Source organism: Silicimonas algicola, from assembly GCF_003970735.1.
GTDB lineage: Bacteria > Pseudomonadota > Alphaproteobacteria > Rhodobacterales > Rhodobacteraceae > Silicimonas > Silicimonas algicola.
Window position 1 is genome coordinate 4,112,026 of the sequence record NZ_CP034588.1, and the last position, 16,630, is coordinate 4,128,655.

General features: G+C 66.0%; 20 protein-coding genes. 6 read left to right on the plus strand and 14 right to left on the minus strand.

Annotated elements, in window-relative coordinates; genetic code table 11:
- Window position 1: 1 nt before the first annotated feature.
- Together EF888_RS20380 and EF888_RS20385 are read left to right on the plus strand one after the other, a co-directional pair.
- Window positions 2-703, plus strand: coding sequence for an AzlC family ABC transporter permease (locus EF888_RS20380; protein WP_109759046.1), 702 nt, complete (start codon window positions 2-4; stop codon window positions 701-703).
- Window positions 700-1,026 (plus strand): AzlD domain-containing protein, encoded by a 327-nt coding sequence (locus EF888_RS20385; protein ID WP_109759047.1) that lies wholly within the window; start codon window positions 700-702, stop codon window positions 1,024-1,026. Before EF888_RS20380 ends, EF888_RS20385 begins: the two co-directional genes overlap by 4 nt.
- Here the strand turns inward: EF888_RS20385 and EF888_RS20390 are convergent.
- The 10 genes from EF888_RS20390 to EF888_RS20435 form a co-directional block, all read right to left on the minus strand.
- Window positions 1,019-1,639, minus strand: coding sequence for a hypothetical protein (locus tag EF888_RS20390; RefSeq protein WP_109759048.1), 621 nt, complete (start codon window positions 1,637-1,639; stop codon window positions 1,019-1,021). The two genes, EF888_RS20385 and EF888_RS20390, sit on opposite strands and share 8 nt — an antisense overlap.
- A gap of 2 nt (window positions 1,640-1,641) precedes the next feature.
- Window positions 1,642-1,776: an aa3-type cytochrome c oxidase subunit IV gene (locus EF888_RS20395; protein ID WP_109759360.1), complete on the minus strand. Its 135-nt coding sequence runs from the start codon at window positions 1,774-1,776 to the stop codon at window positions 1,642-1,644.
- Between the two features lie 103 nt (window positions 1,777-1,879).
- Window positions 1,880-4,078, minus strand: coding sequence for a 3-hydroxyacyl-CoA dehydrogenase NAD-binding domain-containing protein (locus EF888_RS20400; protein ID WP_109759049.1), 2,199 nt, complete (start codon window positions 4,076-4,078; stop codon window positions 1,880-1,882).
- 54 nt (window positions 4,079-4,132) lie between these two features.
- The gene (locus tag EF888_RS20405) at window positions 4,133-4,549 is read right to left on the minus strand and encodes a hypothetical protein (protein WP_109759050.1); all 417 of its coding nucleotides are present in this window, start codon (window positions 4,547-4,549) and stop codon (window positions 4,133-4,135) included.
- A 104-nt stretch (window positions 4,550-4,653) separates the two neighbouring features.
- Window positions 4,654-5,865, minus strand: coding sequence for an acetyl-CoA C-acetyltransferase (locus tag EF888_RS20410; protein WP_109759051.1), 1,212 nt, complete (start codon window positions 5,863-5,865; stop codon window positions 4,654-4,656).
- A 17-nt stretch (window positions 5,866-5,882) separates the two neighbouring features.
- Entirely contained in the window at window positions 5,883-6,524 is a 642-nt protein-coding gene (locus EF888_RS20415) for a glutathione S-transferase family protein (RefSeq protein WP_109759052.1), read from the minus strand.
- Window positions 6,525-6,755: 231 nt separating this feature from the next.
- Complete coding sequence (locus EF888_RS20420) at window positions 6,756-6,968, minus strand: hypothetical protein (protein WP_109759053.1); 213 nt, start codon at window positions 6,966-6,968, stop codon at window positions 6,756-6,758.
- Window positions 6,969-7,003: 35 nt separating this feature from the next.
- A complete protein-coding gene (locus EF888_RS20425) occupies window positions 7,004-8,782 on the minus strand; it encodes an acyl-CoA dehydrogenase C-terminal domain-containing protein (protein WP_109759054.1) in 1,779 nt (592 codons plus the stop codon).
- 22 nt (window positions 8,783-8,804) lie between these two features.
- Entirely contained in the window at window positions 8,805-9,200 is a 396-nt protein-coding gene (locus EF888_RS20430) for a MerR family transcriptional regulator (protein ID WP_109759055.1), read from the minus strand.
- A gap of 174 nt (window positions 9,201-9,374) precedes the next feature.
- Complete coding sequence (locus EF888_RS20435) at window positions 9,375-9,743, minus strand: MerR family transcriptional regulator (protein ID WP_109759056.1); 369 nt, start codon at window positions 9,741-9,743, stop codon at window positions 9,375-9,377.
- A gap of 150 nt (window positions 9,744-9,893) precedes the next feature.
- Between EF888_RS20435 and EF888_RS20440 the strand changes: the two genes are divergently transcribed.
- The 3 genes from EF888_RS20440 to EF888_RS20450 are packed head-to-tail and all read left to right on the plus strand — an operon-like array spanning window position 9,894 to window position 12,119.
- On the plus strand, window positions 9,894-10,286 hold the full coding sequence (locus tag EF888_RS20440) for a PaaI family thioesterase (protein WP_241239923.1): 393 nt from the start codon (window positions 9,894-9,896) through the stop codon (window positions 10,284-10,286).
- Between the two features lie 3 nt (window positions 10,287-10,289).
- A complete protein-coding gene (locus EF888_RS20445; RefSeq protein ID WP_109759058.1) occupies window positions 10,290-10,799 on the plus strand; it encodes a PaaI family thioesterase in 510 nt (169 codons plus the stop codon).
- Window positions 10,800-10,805: 6 nt separating this feature from the next.
- Entirely contained in the window at window positions 10,806-12,119 is a 1,314-nt protein-coding gene (locus EF888_RS20450) for an MATE family efflux transporter (RefSeq protein WP_109759059.1), read from the plus strand.
- A 3-nt stretch (window positions 12,120-12,122) separates the two neighbouring features.
- Here the strand turns inward: EF888_RS20450 and EF888_RS20455 are convergent, their stop codons facing one another.
- Window positions 12,123-13,163: a quinone-dependent dihydroorotate dehydrogenase gene (locus EF888_RS20455; protein ID WP_109759060.1), complete on the minus strand. Its 1,041-nt coding sequence runs from the start codon at window positions 13,161-13,163 to the stop codon at window positions 12,123-12,125.
- Window positions 13,160-13,501 (minus strand): DUF952 domain-containing protein, encoded by a 342-nt coding sequence (locus EF888_RS20460; RefSeq protein ID WP_109759061.1) that lies wholly within the window; start codon window positions 13,499-13,501, stop codon window positions 13,160-13,162. The genes EF888_RS20455 and EF888_RS20460 overlap by 4 nt, the downstream gene beginning before the upstream one ends.
- 134 nt (window positions 13,502-13,635) lie before the next feature.
- On the opposite strand from EF888_RS20460, the gene EF888_RS20465 reads away from it, so the two are divergent.
- The gene (locus EF888_RS20465) at window positions 13,636-15,204 is read left to right on the plus strand and encodes a bifunctional metallophosphatase/5'-nucleotidase (RefSeq protein ID WP_109759062.1); all 1,569 of its coding nucleotides are present in this window, start codon (window positions 13,636-13,638) and stop codon (window positions 15,202-15,204) included.
- Window positions 15,205-15,331: 127 nt separating this feature from the next.
- Here EF888_RS20465 and EF888_RS20470 read toward each other — a convergent pair whose 3' ends face one another.
- Window positions 15,332-15,727, minus strand: a complete 396-nt coding sequence (locus EF888_RS20470) for a RidA family protein (RefSeq protein WP_164721775.1) — start codon at window positions 15,725-15,727, stop codon at window positions 15,332-15,334.
- A 279-nt stretch (window positions 15,728-16,006) separates the two neighbouring features.
- Complete coding sequence (locus tag EF888_RS20475; protein WP_241239750.1) at window positions 16,007-16,579, minus strand: YqgE/AlgH family protein; 573 nt, start codon at window positions 16,577-16,579, stop codon at window positions 16,007-16,009.
- Window positions 16,580-16,630 lie beyond the last annotated feature (51 nt).

Genomic DNA, 16,630 nt, shown 5'->3' on the forward strand with positions numbered 1-16,630 from the left:
CATGACCTCCACCACCCGAAAATCCGCCTTCGTCCGGGGCACGCTCGACAGCGTGCCCTTCCTCGTGGTGGGCGTCCCCTTTGCCGTTCTCTTCGGCGTCGTCGCGACCGAGGCTGGCCTCGACGTGGCGCAGGTTCTCGGCATGTCGATCCTGGTGATCGCCGGCGCGTCGCAGTTCACCGCCGTGCAGCTCATGTCGGACAACGCGCCCGTGTGGACGGTGCTGGCCGCCGCTCTCGCCGTGAACCTCAGGATGGCGATGTATTCGGCCAGCCTTCAGCCCCACCTCGGCGCGGCACGGTTCCGGCAGCGGGCGCTGGTCTCCTATCTCAACGTCGACGGAAGTTACGCCCTGTCGATCCAGGAATACGAGGCCCGGCCCGCGATGACCCTGGGCGAAAAGCTGGGCTACTTCTTCGGCACAATGGTCCTGATGACGCCCTTGTGGTTTGCCGGATCCTGGGTCGGCGCGGTCGCGGGACAGGCCCTGCCCGAGAGCCTAGCGATGGACTTCGCCATGCCGATCCTGTTCCTCGCGCTCGTCGGCCCGATGCTGAGGACGCTCGCGCACCTGGGCGCTGCGGTCACATCCGTGTTGGCCGCGATGCTGCTGTCATTCATGCCGCAGGGCACCGGAATCCTCCTCGCCGGACTCGTCGCCATGGCCGTGGGCGCCGAAATCGAACGGAGGATGAAACGGTGAGCTATTCCGACGCGACCGTCTGGACCATCATCGCGATAATGGGGATCGGGACCTACCTGATCCGCTTCTCGTTCCTCGGGCTGATCGGCAACCGGCAGATGCCCGAATGGGTGCTGCGCCACCTTCGCTATACCCCCGTCGCCGTCCTGCCCGGCCTCGTGGCACCGCTTGTCGTCTGGCCGGACGCGACCGGAGGCTCGCCGGACCCGGCGCGCATGGCGGCGGCCCTCATAACGCTCGCGGTGTCCTGGTGGCGCTCGTCGATGCTTCAGGGCGCGGTCGTGGGAGCCGCGACGCTGGCGCTTCTGCTCTGGATCAGTTGAAGCCGAAGCCGGCGACGAGAAGCACGTTGTGGTTCTTGTCGGCATCGTCGTCGGTGATCTCGCGCGTCGTGGCACCCGGCAGCGCGCCGAAACTCTGCATCAGGGACTTCGGATAATATCCGACGCGAACGGACCCAAAGCCCTTCACCTCGTTCAGGATGCGCGAGATCGAAAGCGCGCATTGCGCCTTCGGTACGGCGCCATAGCCTTTAGCCAAGGCTGCGATCAGCCGTGCCTCGTCTGCGGTGACTGGCAGCTTCTGCTCGATCACCTTGTGCGTCTCTCGCGCGTGATAGTCGATGTAGACCGCCAGCGCCCGGTCGGTCATGCCGTAAACCACGTCGTTGCGTTCGGGTGCGAAGGGCAGCTTGAAGCTCCCGGCGGGGTCGAAGAGGATCCGCTCGCCCGGCGAAGCGATCAGCAAACCCGAGTGAACACCCGAACCATTGCGCAGGCCGACGACCGTATAAAGCGTCAGCTCGGTCGGACCCCGATAGTCATAGGCGAACTTCCGGACTTCGGAATCGGGCGCCCAGACCGGTTCGGCGGGGCCGCCGCATCCCGCGAGCGCCGCGAGGCACATCAGGATCGCGACGAGCCTCGGCGCGACCATCGTCAGGAATTGAATATCGCGAGGAAAATAAGGATCAGGATCGACAGGATGGCGACGTTCTTCGACCAGCGCACGAAGCCCTCGAAGGTCTTCTCATGCGTGCTGATGTCCATCTCGCCGTGCTTGTGCTCAGCCATCTTGGGCTCCCCGAAAACCATTCCGCGCCTGACTAGCTCAGGACGCGGGCGATGTCACCACCCGAGGCTCGGCGCGCTTTGACGCAGAGCCCCGAGCGATGCCTCAGGCGGCTTTGGCCGCCGGACCGAAGCGGCCATAGAAGGTCTGGCCGGAGTTGGCCATGTCGCGCAGAAGCTTCGGCGCCTCGAAGCGCGGACCGTGGTCGGCCAGGCTCTCGCAGATCTCCACCGCCCGCCCGGCGCCGATCATGTCGAGCCACGAGAACGGCCCGCCCGACCAGGGCGCGAAGCCCCAGCCAAGAATCGCGCCCACGTCGCCCTCGCGGATATCCTCGAGCACACCTTCTTCGAGGGCGCGCACCGCCTCCAGCACCTGCGCCATCATCAGGCGGTGCTGGACCGTCGACAGCTCCGGCTGCTCGTCCGCGACGGGATACCGGTCGCCGAGGCCCTGCCACAGCCCCGTCCGCTTGCCCGCCTCGTCATAGGCATAGAAGCCGGCCTTCGACTTTCGCCCCAGCCGGCCCTGGTCGGCCATCCAGAACAGCACCTCGTCCACTGCCGCGTCCGGATAGGCCTCGCCCATCCCTGCCCGCGTCGCCTTGGCGATCTTCACGCCAAGATCGATCGAGGTCTCGTCGACAAGCTGCAACGGCCCCACAGGAAAGCCCAGAAGCCGCGCCGCGTTGTCGACCAGCGCGGGCTCCACGCCCTCGCCCACCATGCGGATGCCCTCGTTGATATAGGGAATGATGCAGCGGTTGGCGTAGAAGAAGCGCGCGTCGTTCACCACGATCGGCGTCTTGCGGATCTGGCGGACGTAATCCAGCGCCTTCGCCACGGCTCGCTCGCCCGTCGCCTTGCCCTTGATGATCTCGACCAGCATCATCCTGTCGACCGGCGAGAAGAAGTGGATGCCGATGAACTGCTCGGGCCTGACGCTGGCCTTCGCCAGATCCGAGATCGGGAGGGTCGAGGTGTTGGTGGCGAAGATGCAGTCGTCACCGACGAGTGCCTCGACCTTCTTCGTCATCTCGGCCTTCACGCCCGGATCCTCGAAGACCGCCTCGACGATCAGGTCGCAACCCTTCAGAGCCTGAAGATCCGTCGTCGCTGTAATTCGGCCCAGAACCTCGGCTTTCTTCTCGTCCGTCACGCGGCGACGCTGAATGCCTTTGTCGAGGATACTTTCCGAGTAGGCCTTGCCCTTGTCCGCGGCATCCTGCGCCTGGTCGACCAGCACGACCTCGATCCCGGCATTCGCACTGACATAGGCGATCCCCGCCCCCATCATGCCCGCGCCCAGCACGCCGACCTTGGCCACCTTCTGATCGGGCACGTCGGGGCGGTTCGCGCCTTTCTCCAGCGCCTCCTTGTTGATGAAGAGAGACCGGATCATCGCGCTCGACGTCGGGTCCAGAAGAACGCTGGTGAACCACCGCGCCTCGATCCTCAGCGCCGTGTCGAAGGGCACCATCGCGCCCTCGTAGATCGCCGAGAGAAGTGCCTTGGCCGCCGGATAAACACCTTTGGTCTTGCCGTTGATCATCGCGTTCGCACCGACGAAGGTCATGAACCCCTGCGGGTGATACGGCTCTCCGCCGGGCATCTTGAAGCCCTTCTGGTCCCACGGCTTCACGATGTCCGCGTCCGACGCGCCCAGAACCCAAGCTTTCGCCTTCTCAAGAAGCTCGCCCGGTTCGACGACATCATCGACCAACTGAGCCGATTTCGCCTTCTTCGCGTCCAGCATCTTGCCTTCCAGCAGCACCGGAGCCGCCGCCATCGCGCCCACCATGCGCGAATAACGCGTCGTCCCGCCCGCGCCGGGGAACAGGCCCACGAGGATCTCGGGCAAGCCGATCCGACCCTTCGGCGTGTCGGCCATGAAGCGGCGGTGACACGCCAGGGCGATCTCGGTCCCGATCCCGGCGCAAAGACCGGATATCGCGCAGGCAATGGGCTTCCCGCCCTTGTTGGTCTTCGGGTCCATCCCCGCGCGCTCGATCTTCCGAAGGATGCGGTGTCCGTCCATGATGAAGTCGAAGATCGACTGCGCCGGGTCGTCCCCGCCCTCGGCCTTGACGTTCGCCAGCACCTTCAGGTCCATGCCGCCGGCAAAGCTGTCCTTGCCGCTGGTGATGACGATGCCCTTCACCGTCTCGTCTGCCAGCGCCTTGTCCAGAAACGACTCGACCAGCGCGAAGGCCTCGCGCGTCAGCACGTTCATCGACTTGCCGGGAACGTCCCAGGTGACGACCGCAACGCCGTCTTCGTGAAGGTCATAGGTGAAATCAGCCATGGGTCCGGCCTCCTGACACAGTGAATTGCTTGGGGGTCCGGTCGTCCCGGACGCTCAGTGGACGATCTTCTCGACGTCTTCCAGCGACAGCGGAGACGAAATGTATTCGATCATCTCGACCTCCAGCCGGTCCGGCCGCTCGAGAAGGAAATAGCGCACCACGCTGGTCGAAATGGCTTTGCCCTCGGCGTCGTACCCGAACGTCCGGCACAAGACCCGCATGCGGCCGTCCGAAGGCGTTTCCCGCGACTCGATGCGGATGCCGGCCGACACGACGCGGTTCTCGGTCAGGGCCTGACGGTAGCGGCTGACCACCCGCTCCAGCTCTGCTTCCTCCCGGACGACCACGACACCCGCCTTGGTGTAGACGACAAGCGGCACCGCGAAGCAGGACTTCAAGGTCTCCAGATCCATCGCCATGAAAGCCGCATTCACTCGTGACAGGAACCCGTCGGTGTGATCCTGCGTCACAATTTTCCCCGCCCGACGCGTTGACCGCGCCGATGATAGCCTGCCGCTCTCCAGGCAGGATGCAGACTAACCCTGTTGCACGCATTGGCAATACAATTGCGCTGTTACACACGTTCAACGATTGTCGCCGCACCCATCCCGCTGGCCACGCACAACGTGGCAAGCCCGGTCGACAGGTCGCGGCGCTCCATCTCGTCGAGAAGGATGCCGAGGATGATCGCGCCCGACGCCCCGAGGGGATGCCCCATGGCGATGGCGCCTCCGTTCACGTTGACCTTGTCGTGCGACACGCCGAAGGCCTGCATGAAGCGCAGAACCACGGCCGAGAACGCTTCATTTACCTCGAAGAGGTCGATGTCGCCGATCTCCATTCTGCTGCTGCGCAGGATCCTCTCGGTCGCGGGCACCGGACCCGTCAGCATGATCGTGGGATCGGTGCCGACCTTGGCCGTGGCCCGGATCCGCGCGCGGGGCTTCAGCCCATGCACCTCGCCGAACTCCTTGGACCCGATCAGCAACGCCGCAGCACCGTCCACGATGCCTGACGAGTTGCCGGCATGGTGGACGTGGTCGATCGCCTCGAGATGCGGGTACTTCATCAGCGCGACCGCGTCGAAGCCTGGCATGACTTCGCCCTGCTCCTTGAACGCGGGCTTCAGCGCGCCGAGCGCCTGCATGTCCGTGCCAGGGCGCATGTACTCGTCCGTCCCGAGGATCATCAGCCCGTTCCGGTCGCGGATCGGCACGACGGATCCGGCAAAGCGCTCGTCGGCCCAAGCGGCGGCGGCCCGCTTCTGACTTTCGACCGCATAGAGATCGACGTCGTCGCGCGAAAAACCGTACTGCGTCGCGATGATGTCGGCCGAGATGCCCTGCGGTACGAAATAGCTCGTCATCGCAACCGTGGGATCGACCGCTATCGCCGCGCCGTCCGAGCCCATGGGCACGCGGCTCATGCACTCGACGCCGCCCGCGATATAGCCCTCTCCCGCGCCGCCCTTGACCTGGTTCGCAGCGAGGTTCACCGCCTCCATGCCGCTGGCGCAGAAGCGGTTGATCGACAGACCCGGAATCCGCTCGTCCAGCTCGCTCGCAAGAACGGCGGTCCGCGCAAGGCAGCCGCCCTGCTCCTTGACCTGGGTGGCGTTGCCCCAGATCACGTCCTCGACCGCGTGGCCCTCGATCCCGTTCCGCGCCTTCAGGGCGTTGAGCATGTCGGCGGAAAGCTTGACCGGCGTGACCTCGTTCAGGCTGCCGTCGGTACGGCCCTTGCCGCGTGGCGAACGGATCGCGTCGTAGATATAGGCATCGCGCATCGGCCTTGTCTCCTCGGTCAGCTCTTCGCCGGCGGCCAGGCGCGCGGCATCAGGTCATAGGGATGTTTCCACCCGTCGAGCGCTTCGATCCGTCCGAGCCAGGCGTCGATCGCCGGCCAGTCGGCGCGGGTGAACCCGAAGGGCTCCGGATAGAAAAGGTAGCCACAGCAGGTGAGATCCGCATTGGTGACGCTGCGTCCGGCGATCCAGTCACGCTGCGTCAGCCGCTCCTCGAGAACCTTCAGCCCCGCAAGGCCACGGCCCTGCAGGAAACGGATGACTTCCGCCGGGCGCTTGTCCTCGGGAACGAAATTCAGCAGGAACCGCGCCGTGCCGAGCTGGCTCGAGAACTTGTGGTTGTCCCAGAGGATCCACCGCAGGATCTCGCGCTCCTCCTCCTTGCTCTCGCCTCCGAAACGGCCGGTCTTCTCCGACAGATATCCCTGGATCACACCGGACTGGGTCAGCCGCAGATCGCCGTCGACCAGCACCGGCGCCTCGCCCATCGCGTTGACGCTCTCGCGGTACGCGGGGCTTCGTGCGGCACCGTTGAAGAAATCGACGAACACAGGCTCCCAGTCCAGGCCCGACAGCTCCAGCGCCAAGGCCACCTTGTAGCTGTGCCCGCTCTCTCCGAAGCAATGAAGTTGGATGGTCATGTCGTGCGGCCTCCCCGGCGCTGTGTCTCTTTTGACGTCGGCCCATGCGTATTTAGAGCAAGATGAAGCCGCCAGCCTTAACTGCCCATTAACCCTGATCGCCGACCACTGGAGATGCGGTACAGGCTGGCGAGCCGATGACCGCGCAAGGTGAAGTCCTGCTGTCCCGGCCAGGTTTGAGCCCAGGGACGGCAGGCGACTTCAACTTGCCCTAAATACGCAACTCCACACTCACCGCTTCCGCGCCTCCAGCTCGGAATTGAAGAGCCTCAGGCGCGCGGTCAGGTTCTCGTGGTTCATCACGCTTGAGAAGTTCTCGAACAGGAACGACAGCGCCTCGCCTTCGTCCAGCCCCGCCTCCTGCGCGAATTTCTTGAGCCGGCGATAGCCGTCCTCGGTCATCGCGACCGGAAAACGGCGGGTCAGGCGCAGGCGTTTCGGCATCGGCTCTCCCCAGGGCGGGGATTGCCCCGCCTCGCTCAGAAGTTCGCCGCGTCGAGCGCCATGACAGTCTCGGCCCCGCTCGTGATCCGTGCGAGGTGCATCGCCGTCGCCGGAAGCTGGCGCGCCATGTAATAGCGGCCCGTCGCGATCTTGGTCCGGTAAAACTCCTCGTCCCCCGCGCCCGCGTCAAGCGACTCCTGCGCCGCCTTCGCCATCTTCGCCCACATGAGGCCCAGGCAGACATGTCCGAAAAGGTGCATGAAGTCGTAGGATCCCGACAGCGCGTTCAAGGGGTTCTTCACCCCCTCCTGCATGAAGTACATCGCCGCCGACTGAAGATCCTTCGACGCCGCCTTCAGCGGATCGAGGAACCCTTCCTTCAGCGCCGCGTCGACCTCGTTTTCCTTGACGAAGCCCTTCACCATCTCGAAGAACGCCATGATCGTCTTGCCGCCGTTCGACGGCAGCTTGCGGCCCACGAGGTCCAGCGACTGGATGCCGTTGGTGCCCTCGTAGATCATCGCGATCCGGGCATCGCGCACGAACTGCTCCAGCCCCCACTCCCGGGTGAAGCCCGACCCGCCCAGCGTCTGCTGCGCCAGCACCGTCGTCTCGAAACCCTTGTCGGTCAGGAAGCCCTTCATCACCGGGATCAGAAGCGAGATCATCGCCTCGGCCTCGGCGTCGCCCATGCGCTGCGAGCGGTCGATCATCTCGGCGCCCCAGTAGACCAGCGCGCGCCCGCCCTCGACGATCGACTTCTGGTCCATCAGGTTCCGCCGCACGTCGGGATGGACGATGATCGGATCGGCGGCCTTCTCGGGCGCCTGCGCTCCCGTCACGTCACGCCCCTGAAGCCTGTCGCGCGCGAAGCCGAGCGCATTCTGGTAAGCGACCTCGCCCTGAGTGTAGCCCTGCAGGGCCACCGACAGCCGCGCCTCGTTCATCATGGTGAACATGGCGCGCATCCCCTTGTGCGCCTCGCCCACAAGCCAGCCAGTCGCCCCGTCATAGTTCATCACGCAGGTGGCGTTGCCGTGGATGCCCATCTTCTCTTCCAGCCCGCCGCAGCTCACGCCGTTCCGGTCGCCCAGGCTGCCGTCCTCGTTGACGAGGAACTTCGGCACCACAAAGAGGCTGATGCCCTTGATGCCGTCCGGTCCCCCCGGGATCTTCGCCAGCACCAGGTGGACGATGTTGTCCGCCATGTCGTGCTCGCCGGCCGAGATCCAGATCTTCTGCCCGGTGATCCGGTACGACCCGTCCTCCTGCGGCTCGGCCTTGGTGCGGATCAGGCCAAGATCCGTCCCGCACTGCGGCTCGGTCAGGTTCATGGTGCCCGTCCACCGGCCTTCGTAGATTGGCGGAAGGTATGTCTCTTTCTGCTGGTCCGACCCGTGCGCGTACAGGGCGGACGCCGCTCCGTGCGACAGGCCCACATACATCTGGAACGCCATGTTCGCGGCCGAGAACAACTCGCCCGTCGCCGTGTTCAGAAGGTGCGGCATCCCCTGCCCGCCGTACCGGGTGTCGGCGTCGAGCCCCATCCAGCCGCCGTCCGCCATCTGCGTCCAGGCGTCCTTGAACCCCTCGGGCGTGCGGACCACGCCGTTCTCCAGCCTGCACCCCTGCCGGTCGCCGACGGCGTTCAGCGGTTGCAGCACGTTCGCCGCGATCTTGCCCGCCTCTTCCAGCACCGCTGACGTGAAGTCGCGATCCAGCTCATCGTAACCCGGGATGTCGCTGTCCGCGATCTTCAGCACGTCATGCAGGATGAACTGCTGATCCTTGATGGGCGGGGTAAAGGTCGGCATTCAGGTCGTCTCCCTTGGATGGTCAGGCGGCTCGCGTCGCCTGTGCGGCCTCGTCCATGCGGCCGCAGGTCTCGATCTCGGCGCTCAACTCGCCGATGACGGCATTCAGCTCGTCGCGCCGCGCGGTCAGCTCGTCCAGCTTCAGGCGGGCCACCTCGCGGGCGCGGGACTGCTGGTCGCAGCTCTGTCTCTCGGGGTCGTAGAGGTCGAGAAGCTGGCGAATTTCCTCGAGGCTGAAATTGTAGCGCTTGCCGCGCAGGATCAGCTTGAGACGGGCGCGGTCGCTGCGGGTGAAAAGGCGGCGCGTGCCTTGCCGAAGCGGCGAAAGAAGCTCTTTCGCCTCGTAGAACCGCAGCGTCCGGGGCGTCACGTCGAACGCCTCGCACATCTCGCGAATGGTCATATGGGTCTCGGTCATGAATCTGCTCCAGATTGCTGGCGGCGCTGACATGCTGTCCGAGACCCGTTCGTTCAATGAATGACTTAGGCTAACGCGAGGTAACGTAGCGTTACTGTAAAGGCAGAGAAATTATTGGAAACAGGGACGCGGCGTCACGGCAATTTTACCAAACGGTAAAAACACCGGCTCACGTCACGAGATGGATTTCTCGACGTCGTCGCGGGCCCGCCGCAGGTCCTCGATGACACGCTCCAGGGACTCGCGCTCGCCCTCCAGCGTCGCAAGCTGGCGGTCTGCGGCCTCGACGAAGGTGCGGTACTGCTCGCTGGTGCCGGCCTTGCCATAGATCTCCAGCCACTGCCGGATCTCCTCCAGCGAGAAGCCCCACTTCCGCCCGCGCAGGATCAGCGTCATCCGCGCCACCTCGCGCGGCGAATAGAACCGCGAGCGGCCTTCTTTCTCCGGCGCGATCAGCTCGATGTATTCGTAATACCGAAGCGTCCGCGGCGTCACGTCGAAGCGCGAGCACATGTCCTTGAAGGTAAGACGTTCAGACGGCACCCGGATCCTCCTGGCGGTGCAACCTAGTGCCTGCACCTATCCGGATCAATCGGCTTGCTCTCGCATCGGCGATGGTCCGTTATGCGGGGACCAAGGAGACCGCCCGTGACGGACGACTACGAAACCCGGAAGGACCGCGTGGCCCGCTTCATGCAGGCGCTGCCCCATTGCCGCGCCCTGAACATGACCCTGGTCGACATCGGCCCCGGAGAAGCGGTGATGTCGATGCCTTGGGACGAAAAGCTGGTCGGCGACCCCGCGACCGGCGTCATCCACGGCGGCGCAGTGTCCTCGCTGATGGATTCCTGCGGCGGCACGGCCGTTATGGTGCATCCCGACGGGCCCGGCGGCACGGCGACCCTCGATCTGCGGATCGACTATATGCGGCCCGCGACGCCCGGTCAGACGATCACGGCGCGCGCGACCTGCTATCACATCACCCGCACCGTGGCTTTCGTGCGCGCCGTCGCCACCGACGACGACACCGAGCGTCCCGTCGCCACCGCATCCGGCGCCTTCACGGTCACCGGCGCGGGGGCCTGAGCGATGCGGCCCCGTCCCGAACCCGTCCAGGTCGTCAAGCAGCGCCGCGACCGCGCGCTCAAGGCGCTGGTCGAGAACATCCCTTACGTCCGTTTCCTGAACATCCACTTCGAACGCCACGGCAACGAACTGACCGCCGTCCTCAACTTCCACGACGAGCTGATCGGCAATCCCGCCCTGCCCGCCATCCACGGCGGCGTGACGGCGGCCTTCCTCGAAACCTCGGCGCTGATCGGCCTTGCCTGGCAGAACCTGTGGGAGAAGATCGAAACCGGCGCCATCGACGCCGAGGCGCTGTCGGCCGAGACCTTGCCCCGGATGCCCAAGACCATCGACTTCACCGTCGACTACCTGCGCACGGGCCTGCCGCGCGATGCCTATGCCCGCGCCCGCGTCAACCGCTCGGGCCGCCGCTATGCCAGCGTCCACGTCGAGGCCTGGCAGGACGACGTGACCCGTCCCTTCGCGCAGGCGACCGGTCACTTCCTGATGCCCATGCCCTCACCGGGCTGACGCGACATGGCCGAGACGCGGCTGACGCACCGCCGGGTGCTGGCCATCGCCCTTCCCATCGTGCTCTCGAACGCCACCGTCCCGATCCTGGGCGCGGTCGACACCGGCGTCGTGGGACAGCTGGGCGAGGCCGCGCCCATCGGTGCGGTCGGCATCGGCGCGGTCGTGCTGTCGATGTTCTACTGGCTCTTCGGCTTCCTGCGCATGGGCACCTCGGGCATGGTCGCCCAGGCCCACGGCGCCGGAGACACCGCCGAGACAGGCGCGCTCCTGACGCGCTCGCTCCTCTTCGCCGTCGGGGCGGGCGTCACGCTCATCATCCTGCAAGTCCCCATCTTCGCCCTCGCCTTCTTCCTCGCGCCGGCCTCGGACGAGGTGGAAACCCTCGCCAGCGCCTATCTCGCCATCCGCATCTGGGGCGCGCCCGCGACGATTGCCCTTTATGCCGTCACCGGATGGCTGATCGCGCTCGAACGCACGCGCGGCGTCCTCGTCCTGCAACTCTGGATGAACGGCCTCAACATCGTGCTCGACCTGTGGTTCGTCCTCGGCCTCGGCTGGGGCGTCGAGGGCGTCGCGGTCGCCACGCTTATCGCCGAATGGACCGGCCTCGCCCTCGGCCTCTGGCTCTGCCGGGCGGCCTTCTCGGGCGACCAGTGGAAGGACTGGCCGCGCGTCTTCGACCGGGCCCGCATCCGCCGCATGGTCGGCGTGAACGGCGACATCATGGTGCGCTCGGTGGTCCTGCAGGCGGCTTTCACCAGCTTTCTGTTCCTCGGCGCGCGCCACGGCGACGCGACCCTCGCCGCGAACCAGGTGCTCCTCCAGTTCCTCGAGATCACCGCCTTCGCGATGGACGGCTTCGCCTTCGCCGCCGAGTCGCTCGTCGGCCAGGCCTATGGTGCGCGCTCGCGCCGCCGGGTGCGCGACGCCTCGATCCTGACCAGCCAGTGGGGCGTCGGCGGCGCGGTGGCGCTCGGCCTCCTCTTCTGGTTCGCCGGACCCGCTCTGATCGACCTCATGGCCAAGGCCCCCGAAGTGCGGATCGAGGCGCGAGACTTCCTGCCCTGGGCCGCCATCGCCCCTGTCATCGGGATCGCAAGCTGGATGTTCGACGGCATCTTCATCGGCGCGACCCGCACCCGCGACATGCGCAACGCCATGCTCCTGTCCGGCCTGATCTACCTCGTCGTGCTCGTTCCTCTGATCGCCGCCTTTGGCAACCACGGCCTCTGGGCCGCGCTCATGGTCCTGAACACCGCGCGCGGCCTGACCCTGTGGCGGGCCTATCCGGCGCTGGAACGCGCAGCCGAGACCTGAGCCTCACAGCCAGTCGTCGACCCGCGTGCCGACAGCGTCCGACACGTTGGCGAACCCGTCGTGCGCCAGCATCTCGTCCAGACCGCGCGCGATGCGCCGCGCCAGCGACAGCCCGCCATAGACCATCGCGGTGTAAAGCTGCACCGCACTCGCCCCGGCCCGGATCTTGGAATAGGCGTCCGCCGCACTCGACACGCCGCCGACCCCGATCAGCGGTAAGACGCCCCCCGTCTCGTGATAGAGCCTCGCCAGCACGCGCGTCGAAGGCCGGAACAGCGGTCGCCCCGACAACCCGCCCGCCTCGTTCCGGCGGCGCCCCACCAGCCCCTCGCGCGACAGCGTCGTGTTGGTCGCGATCACCCCCGCGACGCCGCTCTCCAGGGCGACCCCCGCGATGGCCGCGATCTCGGCGTCCGAAAGGTCCGGCGCGATCTTCAGGAACACCGGCACCTGCCCCGTCTCTGCCAGCACACCGGCCAGAAGCGCCCTCAGCGCCTCCGGCCCCTGAAGATCGCGCAGTTTCTCGGTGTTGGGCGAGGACACGTTGACCGTCGCGAAATCCACCACCGTCCGCGCGACCCGCATCACCGCCGCGAAATCCCGCGCGCGGTCCGCGCTGTCCTTGTTCGCCCCGATGTTCAGCCCAACGGGCACGCCCTCGGGCCGGTCCGCCAGACGTTCGGCGATGACCTCGATCCCGTCGTTGTTGAACCCGAAGCGGTTGATCGCCGCCCGATCCCGCCGCAGCCGGAACAGCCTCGGCCGCGGATTGCCCGGCTGCGGCCGGGGCGTCGCGGCCCCGACCTCGACGAACCCGAACCCCGCCCGCATCAAAGGCCCCACCGCCGTCGCGTTCTTGTCGAAGCCTGCGGCCAGACCTACCGGGTTCGGCAGCGCCAGCCCCGCCAGCGTGGTCGCCAGACGCGGCGACTCCACCGGCCCCGGCAACGGCGCGAACGGCGTCCGCAGCGCCGCAAGCGCCAAGCCATGCGCCCGCTCGGCGTCGAGCCGGTTCAGGACGCCGACGGCCAGCCGCTCGATCATCCGACCAGACCGTCGAACCGATGCCGCCCCTCCCGAAGCGGAAGGTCGTGAACGAACAGCACGTCGTCCATCGTCAGCGCGCGGTACAGATGCGGAAATAGCGCGCCGCCCCGCGACGGCTCCCATCTCAACTCCGCCCCCAGCGTCTCGGACTCGATCCCCAGCAGCTTCAGCCCGGTTTCGCCCGCGAAATGCTTCGCCGCCGTCTCCTCGACCTGCTCCGCCGTCGACATGTGGACATAGCCGTCCGCCACGTCGATCGGCGCGCCGTCGGTCTGACCGTCGCGGACGAAGGCCGCGTATTCCTCCGCGCGGAATATCTTGTAGATGATTGCCATGCCTGCCCACTTGCGCGGCACCGACTTCGTCCGTCCGACGAGTGACGCGGCGTCCGCCTGTCTCCCTTTTGACACCTAGGACGGATACCGGCAATCTCGACCGATATAAAACACCTCACAGGGGGATTCCCGAAATGATCAGCAAACTGCTTCTCGGCAGCGCGGCGCTCGCCGTCAGCGCCGGGGCGGCCATGGCCGACTTCAGCCTGACTATCCTGCATACCAACGACTTCCACGCCCGGTTCGAGCCGATCAACGCCTTCGACTCCGGCTGCGGCGCGGAAGATGCGGCCGAGGGCAAGTGCTTCGGCGGCTCGGCCCGCCTCGTCACCGGCATCGAGGCTGCGCGCGAGCGCGCGGGCAACACGCCCGTCCTTCTCGTGGATGGCGGCGACCAGTTCCAGGGCACGCTCTTCTACACGTACTACAAGGGCGCCCTCTCGGCCGAGATGATGAACAAGATGGGGTACGACGCGATGACCGTCGGCAACCACGAGTTCGACGACGGCCCCGAGGTCCTGAAGGACTTCATCGGCGCCATCGAGTTCCCGATCCTGATGTCGAACGCCGACGTGTCGGGCGAACCGCTCCTCGCGGACGCCATCCAGAAATCCACCGTGATCGAGAAGGGCGGCGAGAAGATCGGCCTCATCGGCCTGACGCCGCAGGACACCGACGAACTCGCCTCGCCCGGTCCCAACGTGATCTTCACCGATCCCGTCGGCGCCGTGCAGCAGGAGGTCGACAAGCTGACCGCCGAGGGCGTCAACAAGATCGTCGTCCTCAGCCACTCGGGCTATGGCGTCGACCAGCGCGTCGCCGAGGGCACCACGGGCGTCGACGTCATCGTCGGCGGCCACTCGAACACGCTCCTGTCTAACACCGTCGAAGGCGCGGTCGGGCCCTATCCGACCGTCACCAACGGAGTGCAGATCGTGCAGGCCTATGCCTACGGCAAGTACCTGGGCGAGCTGAACGTCACCTTCGACGACGACGGCAACGTGACCGAGGCGACCGGCGACCTCGTCGTCATGGACGCGAGCGTGGGCGAGGACGAGACGACCGTGGCGCGCATCGCCGAGGCAGCGGGACCCCTCGACGAGATCCGGAACAAGGTCGTGGCCACCACCACCGAGGCCATCGGCGGCGAGCGCGACGTCTGCCGCGCGAAGGAATGCCAGATGGGCTCGCTCATCGCCGACGCCATGCTCGATCGCGTCAAGGACCAGGGAGTTCAGATCGCGATCGCGAACGGCGGGGGCATCCGCGCCTCCATCGACGCGGGCGAGGTCACGATGGGCGAAGTTCTGACGGTCCTGCCGTTCCAGAACACCCTCTCGACCTTCCAGGTCACCGGAGCCACGGTCGTCGAGGCGCTCGAGAACGGCGTCAGCCAGATCGAGGAGGGCGCGGGCCGCTTCCCGCAGGTCGCCGGCATCACCTTCACCGTCGACCCGTCGGCGGAACCCGGCAGCCGCGTCTCCGAGGTCATGGTGGACGGCGCGCCGATCGAACCGGAAAAGGTCTACGGCGTCGTGTCGAACAACTACGTCCGCAACGGCGGCGACGGCTACAAGATGTTCGTCCAGGCCGAGAACGCCTACGACTTCGGCCCCGACCTGGCCGACGTCACCGCCGAATACATCGCGGCGCAGGGCGACTTCACGCCCTACACGGACGGGCGCATCACCGTGAAGGAGTGATCCTTCGCGCAAGAGAACAACGGGGGCCGCTGCCAGCGCAGCGGCCCTTTGCTTGAGGAGTTGGGCCCCCGCAATGCTGCGCTACGGCGAAAGGCAGCTTTGAGCACGGAGCAGGCTTGGAAAGAATTCAATCGGCGATGACTGCATCAACCTCGATCTCGACAAGCCATTCCGGATTCACGAACCGATTGATAGCCATGATCGTGTCGACTGGCCGAGAGTCTCGACAATACTCCTTGCGCGCCTCGACGGCGTCCTTCCAGTTATCAATGTCTGTCAAGATGACTCGCGTTCGAACGACATCGTGAAGTCCCGATCCCGCTTGTTCGAGCGCTGCCTTGATGATCTCAAAGCACTGCTTGGTCTGTGCGTACACGTCGCCAACTCCGACAGTCTTGCCGTTGGTATCGACGGGCGCTGTGCCGCCGACCGAGATGTAGGGTCCAACTCGGACCGCACGACTGAAGCCCACAATCTCCTCCATTGGGTTGCCATTGGAGATCAGTTGCCGCTGATGACCCATTTTTCCCTCCCCAAATGCTGAAGCCGACCTTACTCGAAATGGACTGAGGAGTCCCCTTCGTCCCGCAAAGCAGACCCTGAGCCCACCGAAACCCCACCCCAACCGCGCCAAAGGGCGAAGGCCCGTTCCCGCCCCCTGAACTCACCGCACCCTCCGGTAACCACCCTCCCGGTACCGATACCCGCACCGACGCGATACCGACGTGATACAGACGCAATACCGAAGCCCGTTTCCCGGCAAAACAAGGCCGTTAACCTGAATGTCCGAAAGGTTACGCTCTCAGGCGCGCCCCGCTGCGCTCGACAGCGACAGGGGATCGACGCCCAGCGTCTTGAGCGCCGCCGTCCACTTGCCCGGATCGTCGCGCCCGAACACGATGTCGGGCGTCGCGTCGCAGGTCAGCCATCCGTTCTGGAGGATCTCGGCCTCCAGTTGCCCCGGCCCCCACCCGGCATAGCCAAGCGCCAGAAGCGCCCTCTCGGGTCCCGCACCCCGCGCGATCTCCTCCAGCACGTCCAGCGTCGCGGTCATCCCGAAGGTGCCGCCGACCCGCAAAGTCGACGTGTTAGAGACGTAATCGCCCGAATGCAGCACGAACCCCCTGCCATTCTCGACAGGCCCCCCGAAATGCACCCGGATGTCCCGTTCCGGCGGCCCTGTGTCGATGTCGAGCTGCTGGAGAAGGTCCGCAAACCGCAGGTCCGGCGTAGGCTTGTTGACGATCAGCCCAAGCGCCCCGTCATCCGAATGGGCGCACACGAAGACGACGCTCTTCTCGAAACGCGGGTCGCCCATTCCGGGCATCGCGATCAGAAGCTTGCCGTCGAGCATATCGGTCGGGGCCGCGATCATGGCGGGAAACATGGGGCAATGGGCCGAGACCATCAAGTGCCGCCCCGCAAC

Excerpts from the sequence above, each read along its gene's own strand:
- EF888_RS20380 (WP_109759046.1), top strand. The coding sequence starts at position 2 with ATGACCTCCACCACCCGAAAATCCGCCTTCGTCCGGGGCACGCTCGAC.
- EF888_RS20390 (WP_109759048.1), bottom strand. The coding sequence starts at position 1,639 with ATGGTCGCGCCGAGGCTCGTCGCGATCCTGATGTGCCTCGCGGCGCTC.
- EF888_RS20395 (WP_109759360.1), bottom strand. The coding sequence starts at position 1,776 with ATGGCTGAGCACAAGCACGGCGAGATGGACATCAGCACGCATGAGAAG.
- EF888_RS20400 (WP_109759049.1), bottom strand. The coding sequence starts at position 4,078 with ATGGCTGATTTCACCTATGACCTTCACGAAGACGGCGTTGCGGTCGTC.
- EF888_RS20410 (WP_109759051.1), bottom strand. The coding sequence starts at position 5,865 with ATGCGCGATGCCTATATCTACGACGCGATCCGTTCGCCACGCGGCAAG.
- EF888_RS20415 (WP_109759052.1), bottom strand. The coding sequence starts at position 6,524 with ATGACCATCCAACTTCATTGCTTCGGAGAGAGCGGGCACAGCTACAAG.
- EF888_RS20420 (WP_109759053.1), bottom strand. The coding sequence starts at position 6,968 with ATGCCGAAACGCCTGCGCCTGACCCGCCGTTTTCCGGTCGCGATGACC.
- EF888_RS20425 (WP_109759054.1), bottom strand. The coding sequence starts at position 8,782 with ATGCCGACCTTTACCCCGCCCATCAAGGATCAGCAGTTCATCCTGCAT.
- EF888_RS20430 (WP_109759055.1), bottom strand. The coding sequence starts at position 9,200 with ATGACCGAGACCCATATGACCATTCGCGAGATGTGCGAGGCGTTCGAC.
- EF888_RS20440 (WP_241239923.1), top strand. The coding sequence starts at position 9,894 with ATGCAGGCGCTGCCCCATTGCCGCGCCCTGAACATGACCCTGGTCGAC.
- EF888_RS20445 (WP_109759058.1), top strand. The coding sequence starts at position 10,290 with ATGCGGCCCCGTCCCGAACCCGTCCAGGTCGTCAAGCAGCGCCGCGAC.
- EF888_RS20450 (WP_109759059.1), top strand. The coding sequence starts at position 10,806 with ATGGCCGAGACGCGGCTGACGCACCGCCGGGTGCTGGCCATCGCCCTT.
- EF888_RS20455 (WP_109759060.1), bottom strand. The coding sequence starts at position 13,163 with ATGATCGAGCGGCTGGCCGTCGGCGTCCTGAACCGGCTCGACGCCGAG.
- EF888_RS20460 (WP_109759061.1), bottom strand. The coding sequence starts at position 13,501 with ATGGCAATCATCTACAAGATATTCCGCGCGGAGGAATACGCGGCCTTC.
- EF888_RS20465 (WP_109759062.1), top strand. The coding sequence starts at position 13,636 with ATGATCAGCAAACTGCTTCTCGGCAGCGCGGCGCTCGCCGTCAGCGCC.
- EF888_RS20470 (WP_164721775.1), bottom strand. The coding sequence starts at position 15,727 with ATGGGTCATCAGCGGCAACTGATCTCCAATGGCAACCCAATGGAGGAG.
- EF888_RS20475 (WP_241239750.1), bottom strand. The coding sequence starts at position 16,579 with ATGATCGCGGCCCCGACCGATATGCTCGACGGCAAGCTTCTGATCGCG.